Annotated in this window: 16 protein-coding genes; 11 read left to right on the top strand and 5 right to left on the bottom strand. The window is 61.9% G+C overall.

Translation table 11 applies throughout. The features are described 5' to 3' along the window. Nucleotides 1-20: 20 nt before the first annotated feature. Nucleotides 21-2,624 carry a M14 family metallopeptidase gene (locus ACFELO_RS07580; RefSeq protein WP_440957172.1) on the bottom strand — a complete coding sequence of 868 codons (2,604 nt, stop codon included), beginning with the start codon at nt 2,622-2,624 and terminating at the stop codon, nt 21-23. 149 nt (nt 2,625-2,773) lie between these two features. On the opposite strand from ACFELO_RS07580, the gene ACFELO_RS07575 reads away from it, so the two are divergent. The 6 genes from ACFELO_RS07575 (at nt 2,774) to ACFELO_RS07550 (ending at nt 11,572) form a co-directional block, all read left to right on the top strand. Continuing rightward, a complete protein-coding gene (locus ACFELO_RS07575) occupies nt 2,774-4,822 on the top strand; it encodes a TonB-dependent receptor (RefSeq protein ID WP_440957171.1) in 2,049 nt (682 codons plus the stop codon). 196 nt (nt 4,823-5,018) lie between these two features. Then, nucleotides 5,019-6,590, top strand: coding sequence for a methyl-accepting chemotaxis protein (locus ACFELO_RS07570; RefSeq protein ID WP_440957170.1), 1,572 nt, complete (start codon nt 5,019-5,021; stop codon nt 6,588-6,590). Between the two features lie 63 nt (nt 6,591-6,653). After that, nucleotides 6,654-8,300 carry a thiamine pyrophosphate-dependent enzyme gene (locus ACFELO_RS07565; RefSeq protein ID WP_440957169.1) on the top strand — a complete coding sequence of 549 codons (1,647 nt, stop codon included), beginning with the start codon at nt 6,654-6,656 and terminating at the stop codon, nt 8,298-8,300. Nucleotides 8,301-8,339: 39 nt separating this feature from the next. Beyond that, nucleotides 8,340-9,545, top strand: a complete 1,206-nt coding sequence (locus ACFELO_RS07560) for a glycine C-acetyltransferase (RefSeq protein WP_440957168.1) — start codon at nt 8,340-8,342, stop codon at nt 9,543-9,545. Between the two features lie 109 nt (nt 9,546-9,654). Next, nucleotides 9,655-10,056 carry a membrane protease subunit gene (locus ACFELO_RS07555; protein ID WP_440957167.1) on the top strand — a complete coding sequence of 134 codons (402 nt, stop codon included), beginning with the start codon at nt 9,655-9,657 and terminating at the stop codon, nt 10,054-10,056. A gap of 100 nt (nt 10,057-10,156) precedes the next feature. Beyond that, nucleotides 10,157-11,572, top strand: a complete 1,416-nt coding sequence (locus ACFELO_RS07550) for an amidohydrolase family protein (protein WP_440957166.1) — start codon at nt 10,157-10,159, stop codon at nt 11,570-11,572. Here ACFELO_RS07550 and ACFELO_RS07545 read toward each other — a convergent pair. Continuing rightward, on the bottom strand, nt 11,569-12,165 hold the full coding sequence (locus ACFELO_RS07545) for a glutathione S-transferase family protein (protein WP_440957165.1): 597 nt from the start codon (nt 12,163-12,165) through the stop codon (nt 11,569-11,571). The genes ACFELO_RS07550 and ACFELO_RS07545 overlap by 4 nt on opposite strands. Before the next feature lie 99 nt (nt 12,166-12,264). Between ACFELO_RS07545 and ACFELO_RS07540 the strand changes: the two genes are divergently transcribed. The 4 genes from ACFELO_RS07540 to ACFELO_RS07525 all read left to right on the top strand — a co-directional run bounded on the left by ACFELO_RS07540 (nt 12,265) and on the right by ACFELO_RS07525 (nt 15,705). Continuing rightward, nucleotides 12,265-13,455, top strand: a complete 1,191-nt coding sequence (locus tag ACFELO_RS07540) for a hypothetical protein (protein ID WP_440957164.1) — start codon at nt 12,265-12,267, stop codon at nt 13,453-13,455. 98 nt (nt 13,456-13,553) lie between these two features. After that, nucleotides 13,554-14,588, top strand: coding sequence for an L-threonine 3-dehydrogenase (gene tdh, locus ACFELO_RS07535; RefSeq protein WP_440957163.1), 1,035 nt, complete (start codon nt 13,554-13,556; stop codon nt 14,586-14,588). Beyond that, on the top strand, nt 14,588-15,037 hold the full coding sequence (locus tag ACFELO_RS07530; RefSeq protein WP_440957162.1) for a hypothetical protein: 450 nt from the start codon (nt 14,588-14,590) through the stop codon (nt 15,035-15,037). The genes tdh and ACFELO_RS07530 overlap by 1 nt, the downstream gene beginning before the upstream one ends. Next, a complete protein-coding gene (locus tag ACFELO_RS07525; RefSeq protein ID WP_440957161.1) occupies nt 15,037-15,705 on the top strand; it encodes a nitroreductase family protein in 669 nt (222 codons plus the stop codon). Before ACFELO_RS07530 ends, ACFELO_RS07525 begins: the two co-directional genes overlap by 1 nt. 57 nt (nt 15,706-15,762) lie before the next feature. Here the strand turns inward: ACFELO_RS07525 and ACFELO_RS07520 are convergent, their stop codons facing one another. The 3 genes from ACFELO_RS07520 to ACFELO_RS07510 all read right to left on the bottom strand — a co-directional run bounded on the left by ACFELO_RS07520 (nt 15,763) and on the right by ACFELO_RS07510 (nt 19,182). After that, entirely contained in the window at nt 15,763-17,175 is a 1,413-nt protein-coding gene (locus tag ACFELO_RS07520) for a methyl-accepting chemotaxis protein (protein ID WP_440957160.1), read from the bottom strand. Between the two features lie 69 nt (nt 17,176-17,244). After that, nucleotides 17,245-17,427: a superinfection immunity protein gene (locus ACFELO_RS07515; RefSeq protein WP_440957159.1), complete on the bottom strand. Its 183-nt coding sequence runs from the start codon at nt 17,425-17,427 to the stop codon at nt 17,245-17,247. 138 nt (nt 17,428-17,565) lie between these two features. Beyond that, nucleotides 17,566-19,182: a long-chain-fatty-acid--CoA ligase gene (locus tag ACFELO_RS07510; protein ID WP_440959909.1), complete on the bottom strand. Its 1,617-nt coding sequence runs from the start codon at nt 19,180-19,182 to the stop codon at nt 17,566-17,568. A 166-nt stretch (nt 19,183-19,348) separates the two neighbouring features. Here ACFELO_RS07510 and ACFELO_RS07505 point away from each other — a divergent pair, with 166 nt between their 5' ends. After that, complete coding sequence (locus ACFELO_RS07505; RefSeq protein WP_440957158.1) at nt 19,349-20,329, top strand: threonine ammonia-lyase; 981 nt, start codon at nt 19,349-19,351, stop codon at nt 20,327-20,329. The last annotated feature ends 1 nt before the right edge of the window (nt 20,330 follow it).

Below are 20,330 nucleotides of genomic sequence, written 5' to 3'. Positions count from 1 at the left end.
TTGACCGGGCCTTTTCGTGTCTAGCCGTCAGTGCGGCGATAGCTGTTGCGGAAGTCATTGCCAAAGAAGATGGCGTTCATCAGCAAGCGCGCCGTGCCGCGATAATAGGCGCGGTAGTAAGGATCATCCGCGAAGAGGATGACCGAGCCCGAGCCGCGCCGTTCGGCATAGAGCGCGCCCTGCCCGGCGAGGGCCTGACGCAGTTCTTCGGACGCATAACCGCTGAGGATCGGATCTTCGGGGCCATAGCGCATGGGCAGAGCGAGCGGATTGTCGCCAACCGCGAACGCCATGTCGCTGGAGCGATGGCTCGGCAGACGGTCATCTTCAAAGCCGAAGGCCAGCGGGTGACTGGTGTCGATCCGCGTATCAAAGATCGCGCCGGAAATCCGCATTTCGGCATCCCAGGCTGCAATGTCCTCATAGCGAGGCGCAGGGGCGGAATCCGCGTTCGGCGTTTCAAGTTCGGCCAGCGTGGCGCCGGACAATTCCTGATCAATGACCCAGCGGGCGGCATTGCCCGTGGCGATCAGCGTGCCGCCATTGCGCACCCAGCGACCCAGCTCGGAAGAGACATCGTCGCCCACACGGTTCAGCCGGCCATTGGGCAGGATGATATGGGTGTAACGGCTGAGATCGGCGCCGCCCAGTTCGGACTGGTCGATCATGCTGACCGGCATATGCATGTCATGGTCCAGCAGGTGCCAGACCTCACCGGCATCCCCGACGCTGATGCCGCGTCCTGTCACCAGCAGCACTTCGGGCCGCTCCACATTGGACAGGGCGAATCCGCCCAGGTCAGACCCGCGAGCCGTGCTGCCCGAGCTGACGGCATGCACTTTCACACCATCTTCTTCAGCCGCCTGGCTCAGCAGGGCATGAATGTCCTCGGCGCTGACGGGTTGACGCAGCAACTCGATCATCAACGCGCCGCGTCCGACGTCCTGAGCGCCGCGGCTGGTGCTGATCGTGGTTTCATCAGGGATCACGCGGGCGCGGACGCCGGCATTCAAGAGGCGATAGAGCGCGCGGGGCGCATAATAGCTGTCCCACTCCATCACATAGCCGAGCGCGCTGCGATCAGGCGCGGCTTCCGCCATGTCATAGCGGGTCACGACGTCGCCGGTGAGCTGGCTGCGATACTGGCCGCCGCGAAGTTCGGCGTAATCAAGGTCATAGGCGAGGGGCTGGGTCCAGCCCGACACGTCGTAGAATTCGACCTTGTTGGTGATCACGCGGGTCTCGAACAGCGCACGCACGGTGCGGTACTGATCCTGGCGAAGCGGAACGATGAAGGCCTCGCCTGGACGATATTCATGACCCTGATGGGTGAAACTCTGGGTCAATGCGCGCACTTCGATGCGGTGGGTCGCCAGCACGTCGATGAAGTCAGACAGACGCCCCCGGTCGGACGAGCCGAAGACATAGCCGCGTACGGCGTCCGAGCTCGCCATCTGCCGCGTTTCATCAAAGAACGCGCGCATATGGCCTTGCAGCTCGGCGCGGTGGTCATGCGCCGCCCGGATCAGGGCGATGGCGGTGCGTGCTTGCTGGGCGATCTTGTCGTCATAGCGCAGCACGCCGTACTCGGTTTCCTGCACAATGCCACGCACCGAGCTTTGCTCGAACAGATAGGGGATGGAGCCGATCAGGCCCGGATAGCTCGAGCCGTAACCGAGGTAGAAATCATCAAAGAGTTCTTCGCTCACATACACAGCGCCTTCTTCATCCAGCTGGGTGTTGAGCGTCTGGTTGAGCTCCAGATTGAGATCGAAACCCGATTGGCTCAGCAGAGGGTGAAGGCCTTCACGGGGGCCGGGTGAAATGAAGAAGGAGGAGTTCTCGCCCATTTCGTGAAGGTCTGCAGCGACGTTCGGACGCCAGTCCTGGGTGGCGGACACGAGGGCGCGGGCTTCGGGCTGGGTGACGGGCAGCCACTGGCGGTTGATGTCAAACCAGTAGTGGTTGGTCCGGCCCCAGGGCCATTCATAATAATGCTCGCGATGCTGCGGATCAGCCACCGGCACATTGGCGTGGTGCATATTGGTCCACTGTGCAAAGCGGTTCGCGCCATCGGGATTGATCATCACGATCTGGTGGATCACCGTTTCATCCAGAAGCCGGTCAATCTCGGCCCCCTGAGCGGCGGCGAGGTGATAGAGGATCATCGGCGCGGAATCGTAGCCAGAGGACTCAGAGCCGTGGACGCCGTGGGTGAACTGGACGATGACCGGCTGATCGGCGGGCGCTTGCGCATTGGGTTCGCTCAGGGTGAGCTGGGTCTGGCGAATATCCTCCAGCCGCGCCTGGTTGGCGGGCGAGGTGATCGTGACGCGCAGGATCGGACGACCGAAATGGCTGCGCCCGATGGTCTCCACGCTGACGCGGTCAGATGCGGCGGCGACGGCATTGATATAGGCGACATGCATTTCCGGGGTGAAAATGATCTCGCCCAACTGATACCCCAGCACGGATTCCGGCGTCGGGATGGATGCATCATAGCGTGCATCAAAATTCAGAAGCTCGGCGATGGGTTTGGGTGTGTAGTCCGGCTCATAATAGGCCGAAGCGGCTCCGGCTGTGGGCAGAGCCAGAGCCAGAGATATTGCAAGCGCGCGCAGCATGATAGCAGCTCCCCGTATTGTTGTTAATTTGTAACGGTAAGCAGGCCGCGCCTGCGGTCAAGCATGTCTGAATGTCCCATGCGCGCTATCTTTCGGCGATGAATGACGTGGATTGACTCGGAAGAGCTGTGAACTTCAAGGAATTCAGAATGTTACTCCGCACCTGCCGGACGATCGTGCTCTTTACGGTTGCTGTAACCGCCTTCGCTGGCGGAGTTGGTCATGCTGCGCTTGCTCAGTCGAGCGCGGAGTCGCTGGATGTTGTCGTGGTTACAGGCGCGCGGGCTGAAACGTCCCGGCATGAGAACACTCTGGCGATTTCGGTTCTCACGGCTGAGGACATCACCCTGTTGGGCGCGCAGCATATCAGTGAGGCGCTCAATCGTCTTCCGGGCGTCAATCTCAATCGCGGCAATGGCGCTGAGCATCTCACCGCGATCAGGTCTCCTGTGCTGACCGGCAGCCAGGGGGCGGGCAGTTTTCTCTATCTCGAAGACGGCGTGCCGCTTCGTGCTGCGGGATTCGCCAATATCAACGGCCTGTTTGAAGCTGCGGATGGTCTTGCTGGCCGGATCGAAGTCGTGCGGGGCCCGGGGTCGGCGGTTTATGGCTCGAACGCTCTGCATGGCCTCGTCAACGTTCTGACGCCCAACCCGTCAGAGGCGGGCCGCAGCATTCAGCTGGAGGCTGGCACGCTGGGGCGTGTTGGGATGCGCGGATCGCTGGCGGGGCAGACAGGTCTTGGCGCGGGCTGGTTGGGCGTCAGTCTGCGTCATGAAGACGGGTGGCGGGATGAGGCTTCGCTCGACCGTCGTGTTCTTCAGGCCCGCCTGGATGGTCAACAGGGACGCACGAACTGGTCGCTGCGATTGTCCGGCATGGACCTTGAGCAGGAAACCGCAACCTTCGTTCAGGGCTTCAAGGCGTATGAGGATGAAGTTGCGTCGCGTCGGAACGCCGACCCCGAAGCGTTTCGTAATGCCTATGCCCTGCGTGCGGCCTTGCATCTGGAACGCCCTTTGACCGAGACGCTCAGTGCTCAGGCGGTGCTGTTCGCGCGCAGCAATGACATGCAATTCCGTATGCACTTCCTGCCGTCAGAGGCGCTGGAAACCAGCGGTCATGATTCTGTCGGTCTTCAGTCCGCCCTGGTCTGGACGACTGAGGACAGTGTTGTCCGGCTGGGCTTTGATGCGGACCTGACGCAGGGCGAATTGAGGGAGTTCCAGTCCCGCCCGACACTCGGTCCATTCGTGCAGGGCCTGCACTATGACTATGAGGTCGACGCGCGGACCTACGCCCTTTTCGTCATGGCGAAGCATCAGCTGAGCCCGCGCCTGAGACTGGATGCTGGACTGAGATGGGAGAACACCCGCTATCAGTACGAGAACAATGCGCCCGATGGCGCAGTTGGTCGTTATCTGAGACTGCCAGATCGCAGCGACCAGTTTGACACCCTTGCGCCCCACGCCGGCTGGGTCTTTGCGGTCAATGATCAGGCGTCAGTTTTTGGACGAGTTGCGCGGGGCGTACGGGCGCCGCAGACCGCCGAGCTATACCGGCTTCAACCCGGGCAGAGTGTGCAAGGCATTAAGCCGGAAACGCTCGACAGTCTGGAAACCGGCTTGCGTCTTCGCCCGGCGCCGAACGCACGGCTGGAGCTAACCGGCTACATGATGCGCAAGGACAATGTGATCCTGCGCGACGCTGACGGGCTGACGGTGACAGACGCCAGAACTCGCCATCATGGCGTCGAGCTGGAAGGGGGCTGGGATGTTACGGACACGCTGGGTCTTGAAGGCGCGGTCAGCTGGGCGATTCACGAATACGACTTTGAGGGAGGCGCTCCAAATAGTTCTGAATCCATTCAAAAAGGGGCCCGGATCGATACGGCGCCAGAATGGATGTCAAACCTGAGATTGAATTGGCGGCCGTCGCAAAAATTTCATGCCCAGCTTGAGTGGGTCTATATGGGCGAATATTTCGCCGATGCAGGCAATACCGCGCGCTATGATGGCCATGACCTGATTAATCTACGTTTGGGCGCAAAAGTGACGGATGCATTCCACTTATCTCTTCGCATCCGCAACATTCTTGACGCTCGTTATGCCGAGCGCGCTGATTTCGCCTTCGGTGAGTACCGCTACTTTCCAGGGGAATCCCGATCCGTGGCTATAAGTGCAGACATATCTTTCTGATTGTATTTTCTGAATAGGATCAACGAGTAATCAACAGTTAATGGAGTCGAGTCAGCATTAACCAACTTGAACTGGTGAGGCTGCCCCCATGTTGAAGACTGCATCTATTGGCCAGAAACTGTATTTAGCAGGCGGCTTGCTCGCTCTGATTTTGCTGGCGCTGACAGCATTTAGTGCAATTGAGCTCAGACGAGGCATGCTCAATGAAGTTGATCAGTCGCTTAGCGATCTGGTCGAAATCGCGACCACGACGCTGAACTCCTACCAGTCACGCGTTCAGAGCGGCGAGATGAGCGAGCAGGACGCGCAAGCCCAGGCGCTGCGAGCGCTCGGGGACATGCGCTTTGAGGGCGACAACTACTTCTTCGTCATCGACAGCGATCAGACCATGGTCATGCACGCGGTGCGGCCGGAGCTGAATGGCCAGTCCATGCGCAATTCTCAGGACCCGAACGGCCTGTACCTCTTCCGCGAAATGGCGGACGTCGCGACACGTTCGGGGTCCGGTTATGTGGATTATGGCTGGCCGCGCGCGGGTTCGGATGCTCCTGTCCCCAAGCGCAGCTATGTCGAAATGTTCCAGCCCTGGGGCATGATTGTCGGCGCCGGGGTCTATGTGGATGATGTCCAGGCGCGGATCTGGTCGGTGATCTCCGTGATAGTCATCGGTAACCTGTCCGCCATCGCCCTCCTGTTCGGCGGCGCCTTCCTGCTCAATCGCTCCATTCAGGGCCCGGTCGCCAGGTTGTGCGAGGCTGTCGAGCGACTGGCCAAGGGCGATACGAAAACCGCGCTGCCGGAACCTGAAGGACGCGAGGTCACCGACCTGACAAAATCTGTGAAGGTGCTGCAGGTTTCCGCGCAGGAACGAGAGCGTCTTGAAGCCGAAGCCCAGGCCTCCCGCGAAGCCCAGCTCAAACGGGCTGAACAGATCGAAGCTTTGGTGTCCGAATTTGATCTGAGCGCCGCCCAGGCCATCTCCGCATTCGAGGCCGCGGGCGAACAGCTGCGCTCGTCCTCCCAGGGCATGAAAGCCAATGCCGGCGCTACGGCTGATGGCGCGCGCATGCTCGAGGGCGCAGCGCAGACCTCGGCGGAGAGCGTTGAGGTCGTGGCCGCCGCCGCTGAGGAGCTGACGGCCGCCATCAGTGAGATCAACCAGCAATCTTTGCGCTCGTCCGAGGTTTCGAAGGCGGCCGTGCAGCAAGCCGAAGTGACCCGCACCGATGTGCAGCAACTGGCTGAAGCGGCGCGCAAGATTGATGGCATTATCCAGCTGATCGCAGGCGTGACCGAGCAGACCAATCTGCTGGCCCTGAACGCCACCATTGAAGCGGCGCGGGCCGGGGAGGCGGGCAAGGGCTTCGCCGTAGTCGCAAGCGAGGTGAAAGCGCTGGCCGAGCAGACGGCGAACGCGACCGAAAGCATTTCCGCCGAGATCAAGGGCATCCAGAGCGCGACCGAAGTCTCTGTAGCCGCCATCGAGAAGATCACGGGCATTATCGGCGAGACCTATGAGATCGCCACCGCCATTTCTGCGGCCATGGAAGAACAGCGCGCCGCGGCGGCCGAGATTTCCAACTCCGCCCAGAATGCAGCGTCCGCGACCAGTGAAGTGCGGTCGGAGGTCACCCAGGCCCAGCAACGCGCTGAACAGGCCAACAAGGGGGCTCAGGATCTCGATCAGGCCAGCGTCGCTGTGGCGGGTGAGGCGTCGGGTCTGAAAGCCACCATCGAGCGCTTCCTGTCAGGCGTGCGCGCCGCCTGACGCTTGCCTTGCACCGCCGGTGCGCGTTAGCAGATCGGGTCCACAACTTCGGAGACCCGCATCATGCCTTCTCGCACCGGCGCCCAGCACCTTATCGACGCCTTGTCCGCCAATGGCGTTGAGCGAATTTTCGGTGTTCCCGGAGAGAGTTATCTGGCCGCTCTTGATGCGCTGGTGGATGTGGGCATCCCCTTCATCCAGTGCCGTCACGAGGCGGGCGCCGCCAATATGGCCGAGGCCCATGGCAAGCTGACCGGTAAGCCGGGCATCTGCTTTGTCACCCGTGGTCCGGGCGCGACCCAGGCCGCTGTCGGTGTCCACACTGCGCTGCAGGACTCCACCCCCATGATCTTGCTAGTCGGTCAGGTCCGGCGCGAGGATGAGGGGCGTGAAGCCTTCCAGGAGCTTGATTACGGTCAGGCCTTCGCGGGGCTCGCCAAGGCGGCGTTCGAGATCCGCGATCCGGCGCGAGTGCCTGAAATGATGATGCGCGCCTTCTCGCTCGCCATGAATGGCCGTCCGGGGCCTGTGGTGGTGGGCCTGCCTGAAGACATGCTGACCGAGATCGCGGACGCGCCCGCGGCTGCGGCCTTGCCGATGGCGCGCAGCGAAGTGTCGGCCGCCACCGCCTCTGAAATCGCACAGATGATTGACGCTGCGGACCGCCCTGTCGTCATGGTGGGTGGGCCCGGCTGGCGCGATGAAGACCGTACGGCGCTGCACGCATTCGCCGAGCAAATGAATTGCCCCGTCATCACAAGTTTCCGCGTCAAGCATCTGTTTGATAACAAGCATTCCCATTATGGCGGTGAGGCCGGCATTGGCGCTTGCCCCGCCGTTGTAGGCGCGCTGCGTAAGGCGGATCTGATCGTCGCGATTGGTCCGCGTCTGGGAGAAATGACCACCCAGAGCTATGATCTGTTTGATGTGCCCGAGGGCGTGTCGGATCGTCTGATCCATATCCATCCGGGCGGGGAAGAGCTGGGCCGGGTCTATCGCCCGAAACTCGCCGTCACCGCTCAGGCCGGACCGGCGCTGAGCAATATCCATGCGGCCTCAAAGCCCGAGCGCGCAGCGTCCCGCAGCGACTGGGTCAAGCAATGCCGCGCCGCGTATGACGCCTGGATCGAGCCCGTCGAGGTGACCGGCGCTGTGAACCCGTCGATCATCTGGCGTGAGACGTCGGAAAAGCTCGGCGGTCAGGCGATCATGACCAATGGCGCGGGCAATTTCGCCGCCTGGCTGCATCGCTTCTGGGTGCACCAGTGCTGCCCCAGCCAGCTCGCCCCGACCTCGGGTGCGATGGGCTATGGTCTGCCGGCGGCGATCGCCGCCAAGCTGCATTGCCCGGACCGTCCTGTTATCGCGGTGTGCGGGGATGGCGATTTCATGATGGCCGCGCCCGAACTCGCAACGGCGGTTCAGCACGGAGCGAACATCGTCGTCTGCGTCTTTGACAATGGCGCCTATGGAACCATCCGCATGCACCAGGAGCGCGCCTATCCGGGCCGGGTCAGTGGGACGGATCTCAGCAATCCCGACTTCAAGCTGATGGCGGAAGCGTGCGGCTGTGCGGGCTATTTCGTCGACAGGACCGAAGATTTCGCCGCCGCTCTTGATCAGGCGCTGAATGCGGGCAAGCCCGCGCTCATTCACGTCAAGCAAAGCCTCGCGGACATCGCGCCAGGCAAGACGCTGTCGCTGACCTAATTCCACCTCCAAGTTTCGCTCATTTCAGGGAGTCCACCCATGTCCCAGAGCTTTTACGACCGCCTGACCGAAACCCTGTCCGAGATCGAAGCGGAAGGGCTTTTCAAGCGCGAGCGCACCATCACTTCGCAGCAATTCTCCGAGATTGATGTGCGCGGGATCGATGGCGCCGAGCGCCATGTGCTGAACTTCTGCGCCAACAATTACCTGGGGCTCGCCAACCGGCCCGAGCTGATCGAGGCGGCGAAGACCGCGCTGGATCGTTATGGTTATGGCGTGGCGTCCGTGCGCTTCATCTGCGGCGCGCAGGAGGTCCATAAAGAGCTCGAAGCGGCCATCGCCGACTTTACCGGCCAGGAAGACGCGATCCTCTACGCCGCCGCGTTTGACGCCAATGGCGGCGTGTTCGAGCCGCTGCTGGGCCCGGAAGACGCGATCATTTCGGACGCGCTGAACCACGCCTCCATCATCGATGGCGTGCGCCTGTGCAAGGCCAAGCGCTATCGCTACGCCAACTCGGACATGAATGATCTCGAGGCACAGCTCAAGCAGGCCCGCGAAGATGGCGCGCGCACCATTCTGGTGGTCACCGACGGCGTGTTCTCCATGGATGGCTATATCGCCAACCTCAAGGATATCTGTGATCTGGCGGACAAGTATGACGCCCTGACCATGGTCGATGATTGTCACGCCCACGGCTTCATGGGCCCCAATGGTCGCGGCTCGGTGGAGCATTGCGGCGTCATGGGCCGGGTGGACATCATCACCGGCACGCTGGGCAAGGCGCTTGGCGGCGCCATGGGCGGTTTCACCGCAGCCAAGAAGCCGGTCATCGACATTCTGCGCCAGCGCTCGCGCCCCTATCTGTTCTCGAACTCGCTGGCTCCAGCCATTGCGGGCGCCAGCCTGAAAGCGCTGGAAATGGTGCGTGAGGGCGATGATCTGCGCGCGCGCCTGTTTGATAACGCCAAACGCTTCCGCACTGGCATGACCGAAGCCGGCTTTGACCTTCTGCCGGGCGAACACCCGATCATTCCGGTTATGCTGGGCGACGCCGCGCTGAGCCAGCAAATGGCGGACAAGCTGATGGAGGAGGGCGTCTATGTGATTGGCTTCTTCTATCCTGTGGTGCCCAAGGGCCAGGCCCGTATCCGCACGCAGATGAGCGCCGCCCACACCCCTGAGATGATCGACCGCGCCGTCGCCGCCTTCACCAAGGTGGGCAAGGAGCTGGGGGTTATCTGATCAGCGCGTGAATTTCGCTTCAAAGCATGCCAGTCTCCCCTCAGACGCGAACAGGGTCTGAGGGGGCCATATGAGGTCAATGTTTTCAAAACCGGTCTGGGAGGGCGGCATGCGTGCGGGTGGAGTTATCGTTCTGGTGATATCGGGCGTCATTCTTCTGGCGCTCGGCATGTGGATCATGCCGATCTATTCGGTCTGGCAGCAGGAGCAGGCGGGCCGGGCTGAACTGGTCCGGGCGGAGCAAAATCGCAGGATCGCGGTGCTGGAAGCCGAAGCGCGCCTTGAATCCGAACGACTGAACGCTCAAGCGGAGGTCGAACGTGCGCGGGGCGTGGCCGAGGCGAACGCCATCATCGCCGATGGTCTCGGCGGTCCTGAAGGTTATTTGCGCTATCTGTGGATCCTTGCGCTCAGTGAGAACCGCCAGGATGTGATCTATGTTCCGACGGAAGCCGGCCTGCCCATTCTGGAAGCCACGCGTGGGGTGCAGCAACCACGCTCTCAGGACTGATTGCGGTATCTGACCGAAATTTAAGCCTGACCTGACATCTGTCAGGGTTTCACAGTGATTTGACATGATGTAAACCGCCCTCAATTCGGGAGTTTACATCATGTCAATTTCTGCGCTCGCGCTCGCCCTTTTTGCCGCTCAAACATTTCCCTCTGACGATCTCGTCATTCGGAATGTCACGATCGCCAGTCCGGAGCGGGATGCGCCGCTGGAAGGCCAGTCGGTGCGCATTCGCGATGGCCGCATTGTCGAGATCAGCGCCGCACCGCTGGAGGCCCAGGGCGAGGAGATGCTGCTGGACGGGCAGGGGCGGTATCTGGCGCCGGGGCTGACGGACAGCCACCATCACGTTTCTTTCGTGCCGGGCATGGGGGCGGCGGGACTGCCGCCCGCGAGCAATCATCCCGCACTCGTCGCTTCTTACATGGCGCAGCAACCGCGCAGCCTGCTTTATCATGGCGTGACCCAGGTGCTTGATCCGGCCCCGCTGACGGGCTGGGAGGTCTTCACCGATCAGCCGCAGCATCCGGATTTGCTGCGCTGTGGCGAGGTTCCGGGGCCCCATGACGGTTACCCGGTCAACCAGCGCGCAAGCGAGAACCCGGAAGACGCCTATCCCTATGACATCGACACGCCCGAAGACGCCGCGCCGGTGATCGCGCGCATGCAGGCCGATGGCGCCATTTGCGTGAAGGTCTATCTTGAGGATGGCTTTGGCGCGGCGAGCGACTGGCCGCTGATGAGCGATGAAACGCTGGACGTCATCAAGGCGGAAGCGGAAGCGCGCAACATGCCGGTGCTGGTCCACGCCAACGCCATCGACATGTACCAGATCGCCCTTGATCACGGCCTCGGCGTGATGGCGCACGGCTTGTGGAACTGGCAATGGCCTGAGGGCGAACCGCCTGTGGTGGAGACGCTGGATCGCGTCATTGCGTCTGACACGGGCTATATGCCGACCCTGCGGGTCATGGGCGGGTTGGCGGATCATGTGCGCCCCGGCGCGCTCGACAACCCCGACCTTGAGCCCGTAACGCCGTCCGACCTCATGACCTTCTATCGTGAGGGCGGGGCGGACTGGTTTGCCGATGAGCTGGCGTCAGACTTCCCGGCCGACATGCCGCGCGAAGAAATCGCCGACATTTTCGGCTTCGGCGTTCAACGCGGTCAACGCGCGCTCGCCTATCTGCATGGAGAAGGCCATCCGGTCATGCTGGCCAGCGACTGTCCCGGCAGCCCCACCGCCAGCAATCAGCCCGGCCTGTGCACGCTGCTGGAAATGGAAGCCATGAGCGAAGCAGGGATGAGCGCGACGGAGATCTTCCGTTCGGGCACGCTGACCATTGCGGCTCAGTTCGGCCTTGAAAGCGAATACGGCCAGATCGCGCCGGGCTTCATCGCCAATCTGGTGCTGCTGGAGGACAACCCGTTTGAGACCGTCAGTGCCTGGCGCAGCATCGACGTGGTCATCCTGCGCGGCGAAGTGATCGAGCGTGATAGCCTGCGAGCGCGCTAGACGGGCAAAGGCGGATAGGCGCTTTTCGCGATGAGTGGCCGGGCCGCAAGCCTGTCCGCCAGCGTTTTCAGGCGCGGCTGGGTGAGGGGTACGGTGTCATAAAGCGCCAGATGCTCCCACGCGGCGATAAAGTGAAACTCGCCATAGCCGGGCGCTTCGGCGTCAAACGTGTCAGCCCGCACCTCCAGCCAGTCGAGGCCGTGCAGAATGGCGGCGCGCGCCTTGTCGAAATAGGCCGCGCCCTGTGTCTCAAGCCCCGTGCGCTTGCCTAGAACCAGCTTCACTTCCTGGCTCATGATGGTGTTCAGAATGGCGCGCCGGTTCAACGTCTCTGGATCGGAACGGCGGACCTTCAAACGGTCCTGGGGATCAAACCGTTTGGAGAGATGCTGTGCGATATGGTCGGACTCGATCAGCCAGACCGCACCCTCTTCCAGCACAGGAATGGACATCGCCGGATTGCCGCAAAAGCGCGCAGGATCGGCCTGAGAGACATCGCCCACATCCTCAAATGCATAGGGCGCGTCCCAATGGTCGAGCAAAAGCCGGACCTTGCGAGTGAAGTGAGAGCGCGGCGTGCCAATGAGTTTCATGGACGCGACCTTTCCGAGATGAACGGGTTTCAAGATGCTTTTGAGGCGAACCCGTGCCAGTGTCTTCGCTCATATCATGATCCTGGCAAGGGGGACGCCATGACCGAGACACAAGACGCAGCATTTGCAAGTGATGAGGCAGCCGCCAGCAGCGCCCGCCCGGATGACGAGATGCTGCCTTTTCTCAATAACTTCCACGACATCTTCACCACCATTGGCGTGGTGATCCTGTTTGCGGGGTTAAGTCTGGGCGGCGTTCAGCTTCATGACGCAATGCGGCTGGACATGGGTTCGCTCAGCTCTCACGCTGCGGCCATCGCCCTGATCGCCCTGATTGCGGTCGTCGCCTGGGCCTTGTCTTCGCTTCTTGTGGGCCGTCAGCGCCGCATCCTGCCGGGCATTGTGCTGAGCTGTGTCTTTGTAGGCTTAGCCAGCGTGGCGCTGAGCTGGGTCTATATCCGTCTGATCCTGGAGCAGTTTGACTCCGCCGCTTTTGACGCCGCCGTCGACAGCATCACCAGTACGAGCGTTCTGTCGCGTGAGGCGTTTGACGTGATGCTGGCGGATCTGCCCTGGACGATCCGCCTGATGCCGGTGGTGTTCGGCGGCGCGGCGCTTGTGGTCAGCATGCTGTATTACGCAAGCTTCCGCCTGCCGTTTGCGGGCGGTTTGACCGGGCTCATCCTTGTCACGTTCGCCATGCTGGTCTGGCTTGTGATTGATCCCTATACGGTCGTGCGGTTCAACCCGATCCTCAATCTTTTGATGGGCCTGGCGCTGTTTGTGGGCGGCATCGTGTTTGATGCGCGCGATCCGGCGCGCACGACAAGGCTCTCGGGCACCGGCTTCTGGCTGCATTTCTTTGCGGCGCCCATGCTGTTATCGGCGGCGGTGACGCTGGCGATCAGCGGGGCGACCGTGGACGGGACCGCACGCATGACGTCCGGGCCCGTGTTCCTGCCCATGACCGAGGATGGCTATGCGTTGCGCGCCGCCATCGTCTCCCTGATCGTCATCGCCGTCTTCGCGCTCATCTCCTTGCTGATCAACCGGCGGGCCCTGATCGTGTCGGGGCTGCTGACGACCGGCGTGGCGCTGGCTGTGCTGGTCAAGGAGCTGGGCCTTGATGGCGCGGGCGTGGCGGCGGTGACTCTGCTGGTGCTGGGCGGCATCGTGGTGCTTCTGGGCGTCGCCTGGACGCCCGTGCGCAGCGTTCTGACGGCGCCCTTCCCCAGCTCGGGCGTTATCGCGCGGATCATTCCGCCCGTCAGCCACGGTCACGAAGGATGAACGGGTCCACACAACAATGAGGGGCGCTCTTTTCTTTCCGTTCGCGGCGTGATCAAAGCGAGCCGAGACGTCCACCTCTCAATCCGGGAGTCCCCCTCATGAAAGCCCTCGTCAAAGCCAAAGCCGAAGAAGGTCTGTGGTTGCAGGAAGTCGACAAGCCGGTCATCGGGCCGGACGATGTCCTCATCCGCGTGCACAACACCGCCATCTGCGGCACCGATGTGCACATCTACAACTGGGACAGCTGGGCGCAGAAGAACGTGCCCGTGCCGATGGTTGTGGGCCATGAGTTTGGCGGCGTGATCGAAGAGGTCGGCGCGGATGTGACCCGCGTCAGCCCCGGCATGCGCGTGTCCGGCGAGGGCCATGTGGTGGGTCAGAAATCGCGCGCCGTACGCGCCGGTCGCTTCCACCTCGATCCCGATACCAAGGGCGTGGGCGTGAACATGCCCGGCGCCTTTGCCGAATACCTCGTCATCCCGGCGTTCAACGTTGTGCCACTGCCGGATGAAGTCGCGATGGAGCAGGCGGCCTTCCTGGATCCGCTGGGCAATGCGGTTCACACCGCCACCGCCTTTGATCTTGTGGGCGAGGACGTTTTGATCACCGGCGCAGGCCCGATCGGCATCATGGCCGCCGCCGTGGCCCGTCATTGCGGCGCGCGTCATATCGCTGTGACCGACATCAATCCGGATCGTCTGGCGCTTCTGGAAAAGGTCTGCCCGACGGCTGTTCCGGTGAACACCACCAAGGACGATCTGCGCGATGTGCGCGCCCGCCTGAAAATGACCGAGGGTTTTGACGTCGGGCTTGAAATGTCGGGCGCGGAGCCGGCCTTCACCCAGATGGTCGAGAACATGGTGATGGGCGGCAAGATCGCCATGCTGGGCCTGCCCGGCAAGCCGTTCAATCTCGACATGGGCAGCCTGATCATGCGCGCGATCACCTTCAAGGGAATCTATGGCCGCGAAATGTTCGAGACCTGGCACAAGATGCTGGCCATGCTTCAGTCCGGCCTCGATGTCAGCCAGCTGATCACCCACCGCCTGCCGGCGACCGACTTCCAGACCGGCTTTGACGCGATGCGTTCGGGCAAGGCGGGCAAGGTGATCCTCGACTGGACGCAGGTGTGATGAATGCGGCGGTTGAGCAACTGATTGACAGTGTCCTGATTGATTTCAATCCGGGCTTCTTCATCCAGTGCTCAATCGCCGCACTCGTTATCTCGGGTCTTATGGTGCTTGTGAACGCCATTGTTACCCGTCAGCAATGGCTACATTTCGGCACGAATGCCGTTCACCAGATGTCATTGTTTGGTCTGGTGATCGGACTTCTGGCAAGCGGTGTGGTTTTGTGGTTTGCCTTCCGTGATCAAATTTCGTTTCGTACAGGCGTTGTGCTGATTGGCATATTGCTGGCGAACTTTTGTTATTTTCTCTTTTATTGCAAGTTCTTGGTCTGGCTGAATGCAAGGCTGGCTGACCCTTCATCACGTTTGATTGACTTGGCGTTTTATGATGCCCTGTGGTCGCTTTTACCCGCTGCGCTGACTCTGACCTTTTTCTTTTATCTGGTTTTCTGATGACCCATCCCGTAACCCAACTTGAGTTTTCCGAACTGCCCGAAGCCGAGATGCGCGCGCGGGCGGAAGCGTTTTACGAGACCATGCGTCAGCGACGCACGGTGCGCGATTTCTCCGACCGGCCTGTGCCGCGCGAGATCATCGAGATGGCGATCCTGACCGCGGGCGCCGCGCCCAATGGCGCCAATCACCAGCCCTGGCATTTCACGGTGCTGGGGCAGGGGCCATTACGCACGCAATTGCGTGAGGCGGCGGAAGCGGAAGAGCGCGCCTTCTATGAAGGCAAGGCCAGCGAGGAATGGCTTGAGGCTCTGGAGCCCTTGGGGACTGACGCCAGCAAGCCGTTTCTGGAAACCGCGCCCTGGATTATCGCCGTGTTCGCCCAGCGTCGCGGCGGGCCCAAGCCGGGCGATGACCGGAAGAATTACTATGTCTCTGAAAGCGTGGGCATCGCCTGCGGCTTTCTGATCGCCAGCCTGCATCAGGCGGGCCTTGCCACGCTGACCCATACGCCCAATCCGATGGGCTTTCTTACCGAGATCTGCGAACGGCCTGCGACCGAGAAACCGATGATGCTGGTCGTGTGCGGCTATCCGGCCGAAGGCGCGCAAGTGCCGCTTCACGCGCTTCAGAAGAAGGCGCTCTCAGAGATCAGCGATTTTCGCTAGCGGATACAGAAAGGGCGGCGGATGACTCCGCCGCCCTTTCTCGTTGGGTCTGAAGGATCAGGACGCCTTGCTGACCGCGCCGTCATCCAGCGCGCTGATGAGCCGGTCCAGAGCGTTGAGCACGTCTTCTGACGCCGCCTCCATCTCCTCAACCGCAGCTTCAGCGCCGGCATAGTCGCCCTGCGCGCACAGGCGCGCCGCGCGCTTGCCGCACTCATGGGCGCGGGCGTGTGGCGGCTCGATGGCCTGGAAGGACGGGATATGGCCATAGTCCTGACGGGCGGCTTCATACCATTTGCCCAACCGGCAGGAGCGGTGATCTGACAACTCGCTCTCGCTGAGCTGGGTTGCGCCCACCAGCATGCTGTTCAGGCGCTTCTTCCACAGCAAATGGTCAGACTTGGCGCAGTGCAGAACGAAATTGTCGATATTGCGATTGCTGAGCGCGGCCAGGGTCTGGCCGATGGTGGATTCGGTGCCAGCGCTGGCCTCCACCACATGCTCCACGCGCTCACGGGCGCGGGTGGCGCCGCTGGCGATTTCAGACACCGAGCGTGACAGGTTGGAGGTGGCGCTCGATTGTTCGGTGATCAGGCTGGCAATCTCCGAAACGATGCGCGCGCTCTCATGCACGGTATTGGTGACGGAGTTGACCGCTTCTTCGGACGCGTTCGCGGCGTTGATGCCTTCCTGGATCGAGCTTGAGGAGTTGGACACCGCTTCGGTGATGGCGCCGACCTGCCGTTGCAGATGGTCCATACGCTGGCGGATATCTTCGGTCGCCTTGGCCGTCTGACCTGACAGCGCTTTCACTTCACCGGCCACCACGGCAAAGCCCTTGCCGGCTTCGCCCGCGCGCGCCGCTTCGATCGTGGCGTTCAGCGCCAGCAGATTGGTCTGGTCAGCGATGGCGGCGATGGTGTCAACGATCTCGGCGATCTGGCGCGAGGCCTGTTCAAGATCGGTGACGCGGCCCGTAATCGTGTCGAAGGCGCCGCCCAGCTGCTCGGTCTCCGAGCGGGTCAGGCGCACCGCTTCCAGCCCGGTCCGGGATTGCTGGACGCAGGCGCTCAGCGATTCCGCGCCGTTATTGGCGAGCTTGGTGATCGAATGAATGGAGAAGTCGAGCTCTTCCACCGCGGTGGACATGCCGGAGACATGCTTGTCCATCTTGCGCACTTCACCGGTCGCGCGGGCGACGGCGGCCATGGCGTTCGAGTTCTGGACCGATGCGCTGACCGTGCGCTCAAGCTCGGACGCGTTGCGTTCTTTCAGCTCTGCATGAAGCTCGGCGAGGGCGCTGGCGGCCTGAGGCGGCAAACCGCTCAGCTCCGGGCTCCCGCCTTCGCGAATACGGGCGATCGCCGCCGCAAGTGCATCGGTCCAGTCGGCAGGCTGAGTCTGGGCCTGGGACATGGGGGCGGATTGAACCGACGCGGTTGCGGCGGACTTGCGGCCAAAGCTGAGCATGAATTTCCCCGTGTGATCAATGAGACAGGGGTAACGCTCAGATGGTAAACGCCTCGTTTATACTCGCATTCAGACGCGAACCGGCCGCGCTATGGCTGTGAACGACCAGATCAGGGCGATGATCCAGCCTACGACGGTCCAGCCCAGCAGCAAGTTCGTCAGAAAGATTGCAAAGCTGTTGTGGTGGCCGCGCAGCAGCGCGATCACCGTGGGCAGAAAGTTCAGCACCACCAGCAGAATCAGAACGTCCATGACCAACCTCCTTATTGTTTGTCGATAAAAGTGGGGTTGGCAGGCCCAGACTTCAAGTGACCATCGTGTAAGGTGGCGGACATGAAAAACCCCGGCGCCTTGGGCGCCGGGGTTTCGATCCCTCGTCAGGCTGACGCCTTATTCGGGGAAGGTGTAATCCTTGTAGATCTCGCGAAGCTTGGTCTTGAGGATCTTGCCCGTCGCGCCGATCGGCATTTCATCGATGAACTCGACGCCGTCAGGCAGCCACCATTTGGGCACCCGGGTGGCGAGATACTCACGAATGGAGTCCGCGGTTGGCGTGGTGTTCGGCTTGGGCTGAACGATCAGCAGCGGACGTTCCTGCCATTTGGGGTGGGGCATGCCCACCGCCGCGGCCAGCGCAACATCGGGGTGACCCATGGCGGCGTTCTCAAGATCGATCGAGCTGACCCATTCACCGCCGGACTTGATGACGTCCTTGGAACGGTCAGTGATGGTCATATAGCCATCCTGGTCGATATGGCCGACATCGCCGGTCTTGAACCAGCCGTCATCGGTGAAGCTGTCGGGGCCCGCGCCGCGATAATAGCTGTCGATGATCCAGGGGCCGCGCACATGGATGTGGCCGGCGGACTGGCCGTCGCGCGGCAGGACATTGCCGTCATCATCCACGGTGCGCATTTCCACACCGAACAGAAGACGGCCCTGCTTGAGCTTGATGCCGACCTTCTCATCCTCGGTCAGCTCTTCGTGCTTGGGCAGAAGCTTGCCGACCGTGCCCAGCGGGCTCATCTCGGTCATGCCCCAGCCTTGCTGCATCTCGACGCCATATTCGTCCTGATAGGCGCGCATGAGGGCTTCGGGCATAGCCGAACCGCCCATCAGCACCTTGGAGACGCTGTCGATGCGTTTGCCGCTGTCACGCAGATACTGCAGCAGACCCAGCCAGACGGTGGGCACGCCGAGGATGTTGTTGACGGACTCGCCCTCGATCAGGCTCTGCAGGCTTTCACCATCCAGCTGTGCGCCGGGCATCACCAGCTTCGCGCCCGCCATCGCCGCCGCATAGGGCACGCCCCAGGCGTTGACGTGGAACATGGGCACGACCGGCATCACGACGCCGGAAGCGCCGACGCCGATGGCGTCCGCGGCGCAACACGCCATCGCGTGCAGGACCGTGGAACGGTGAGAATAAAGCGCGCCCTTGGGATCGCCCGTGGTGCCGGAGGTGTAGCACAGCCCCGCCGCCGCATTCTCGTCGAACTCGGGGAAGTCGTAATGATCGTCCGCATTGGCGATCATGGTTTCGTAGATGTCGACCTTGGTCTTCATCTCGGGCTTGGTGGATTCGCCCGTCATGGCGACCCAGCGTTTGACCGTCTTGCAATGCTTGGCGACCGCATCGACCAGCGGGGCGAAGCTGACATCGAAGAAGACGTGCTTGGCCTTGGCGTGATCAATGATCCAGGCCAGCTGCTCGGGGCTCAGGCGCGGGTTGGCGGTGTGCACCACGGCGCCGACGCCGGAGACGGCGTAATACAGCTCCATGTGCCGGTGTGTGTTCCAGGCGATGGTGGTGATCCGGTCGCCAGGCTTCACCTTCAGCGGGCCGGTCAGAACATTGGCGAGTTGCTGGGTGCGCTTGTAGCAATCGGCATAGCCATAGCGATGGATCTTGCCGGTATCAGGAAGCCGGGACACGATCTCGCGTTGACCGTGATTATAGGCTGCATGGCGCAAAATGTCCGCAATCATCAGCGGACGGTTCATCATCTGACCGCGTAGCACGTCGTAGTCCTCCCCTGTCACCTGACTTGTGATGGATCACAGGCCGGTTCGTTTTGTTGTTGGCCCTATCAAAAGGCCCGGAAGCGCACTACGCAATCCCTTTCGCATCAGTTTCTTGCAGCTGCACAACTCCCGGAAAGGCTTTGCATCCATGACCCGTCCGCTTCCTGTGTTCGAAGATGTCCGTGCAGCTGCCGCACGCCTGAAAGATCAGGCGGTTCTGACGCCGCTCCTGACCAACCCCGCTCTGGATGAGCGTGTGGGCGGGCGTATATTTTTAAAAGCGGAGTGCCTTCAGCGCACCGGCACCTTCAAGTTTCGCGGCGCGTTCAATGCGCTCTCGAAGTTGAGCGAATCGCAGAGGAAGGCTGGCGTGGTCGCGTTTTCCTCGGGCAATCACGCTCAGGGCGTGGCCGAAGCCGCGCGCATTCTGGGCCTGAAGGCGATCATCGTGATGCCGGAAGATGCGCCCGAAGTGAAGAAGGCGGGCGTCCTCGCCCGCGGCGCGCAGATTCGCGCCTATGACCGGGAAACCGAGAGCCGGGTCGAAATCGCGCAAGCGCTTTGCGCGGAAAGCGGAGCGGCCCTGATCCCGTCCTTTGATCATCCCGACGTGATCGCCGGGCAGGGCACGTCCGGGCTGGAAACCTTCGAGACGCTGAAAGCCCTTGGCGTGACGGCGGACCAGCTGGTGTGCTGCGTCGGCGGCGGCGGATTGCTGGCCGGCATTACTCTCGCTGCAGAGGCGCTATCACCTGAAACCCGGATCTTTGGCGCAGAGCCTGAAGGGTTTGACGATCACGCCCGCTCCCTCGCCAGCGGCGAGAAGGTGGTGAACGCCCGCAAGGGGGGATCCGTGTGTGATGCTCTGCTGACCGAGACGCCGGGCGAGCTGACCTATGCGATCAATCAGCCGCGACTGGCGGGGGTGGGCGTCGTCAGCGATCTCGAAGCGCTTCAGGCGGTCCGCTACGGGTTCGAGACCCTCAAACTGGTGCTGGAGCCGGGCGGCGCGGCCGCGTTGGCGGCCATCCTGTCAGGCAAGGTCGACGCAAAAGACAAGACCACGGTCGTTATGCTGACCGGCGGCAATGTGGACAGCGCCGTCTTCCAACAGGCGCTGTCCGCTTGAC

Source organism: Oceanicaulis sp. LC35, from assembly GCF_052055585.1.
In the GTDB taxonomy this organism is placed as follows: Bacteria; Pseudomonadota; Alphaproteobacteria; order Caulobacterales; family Maricaulaceae; genus Oceanicaulis.
The sequence above is the reverse complement of the archived record's forward strand: the minus strand, read 5'-3'. Positions and strand labels throughout refer to the sequence as shown.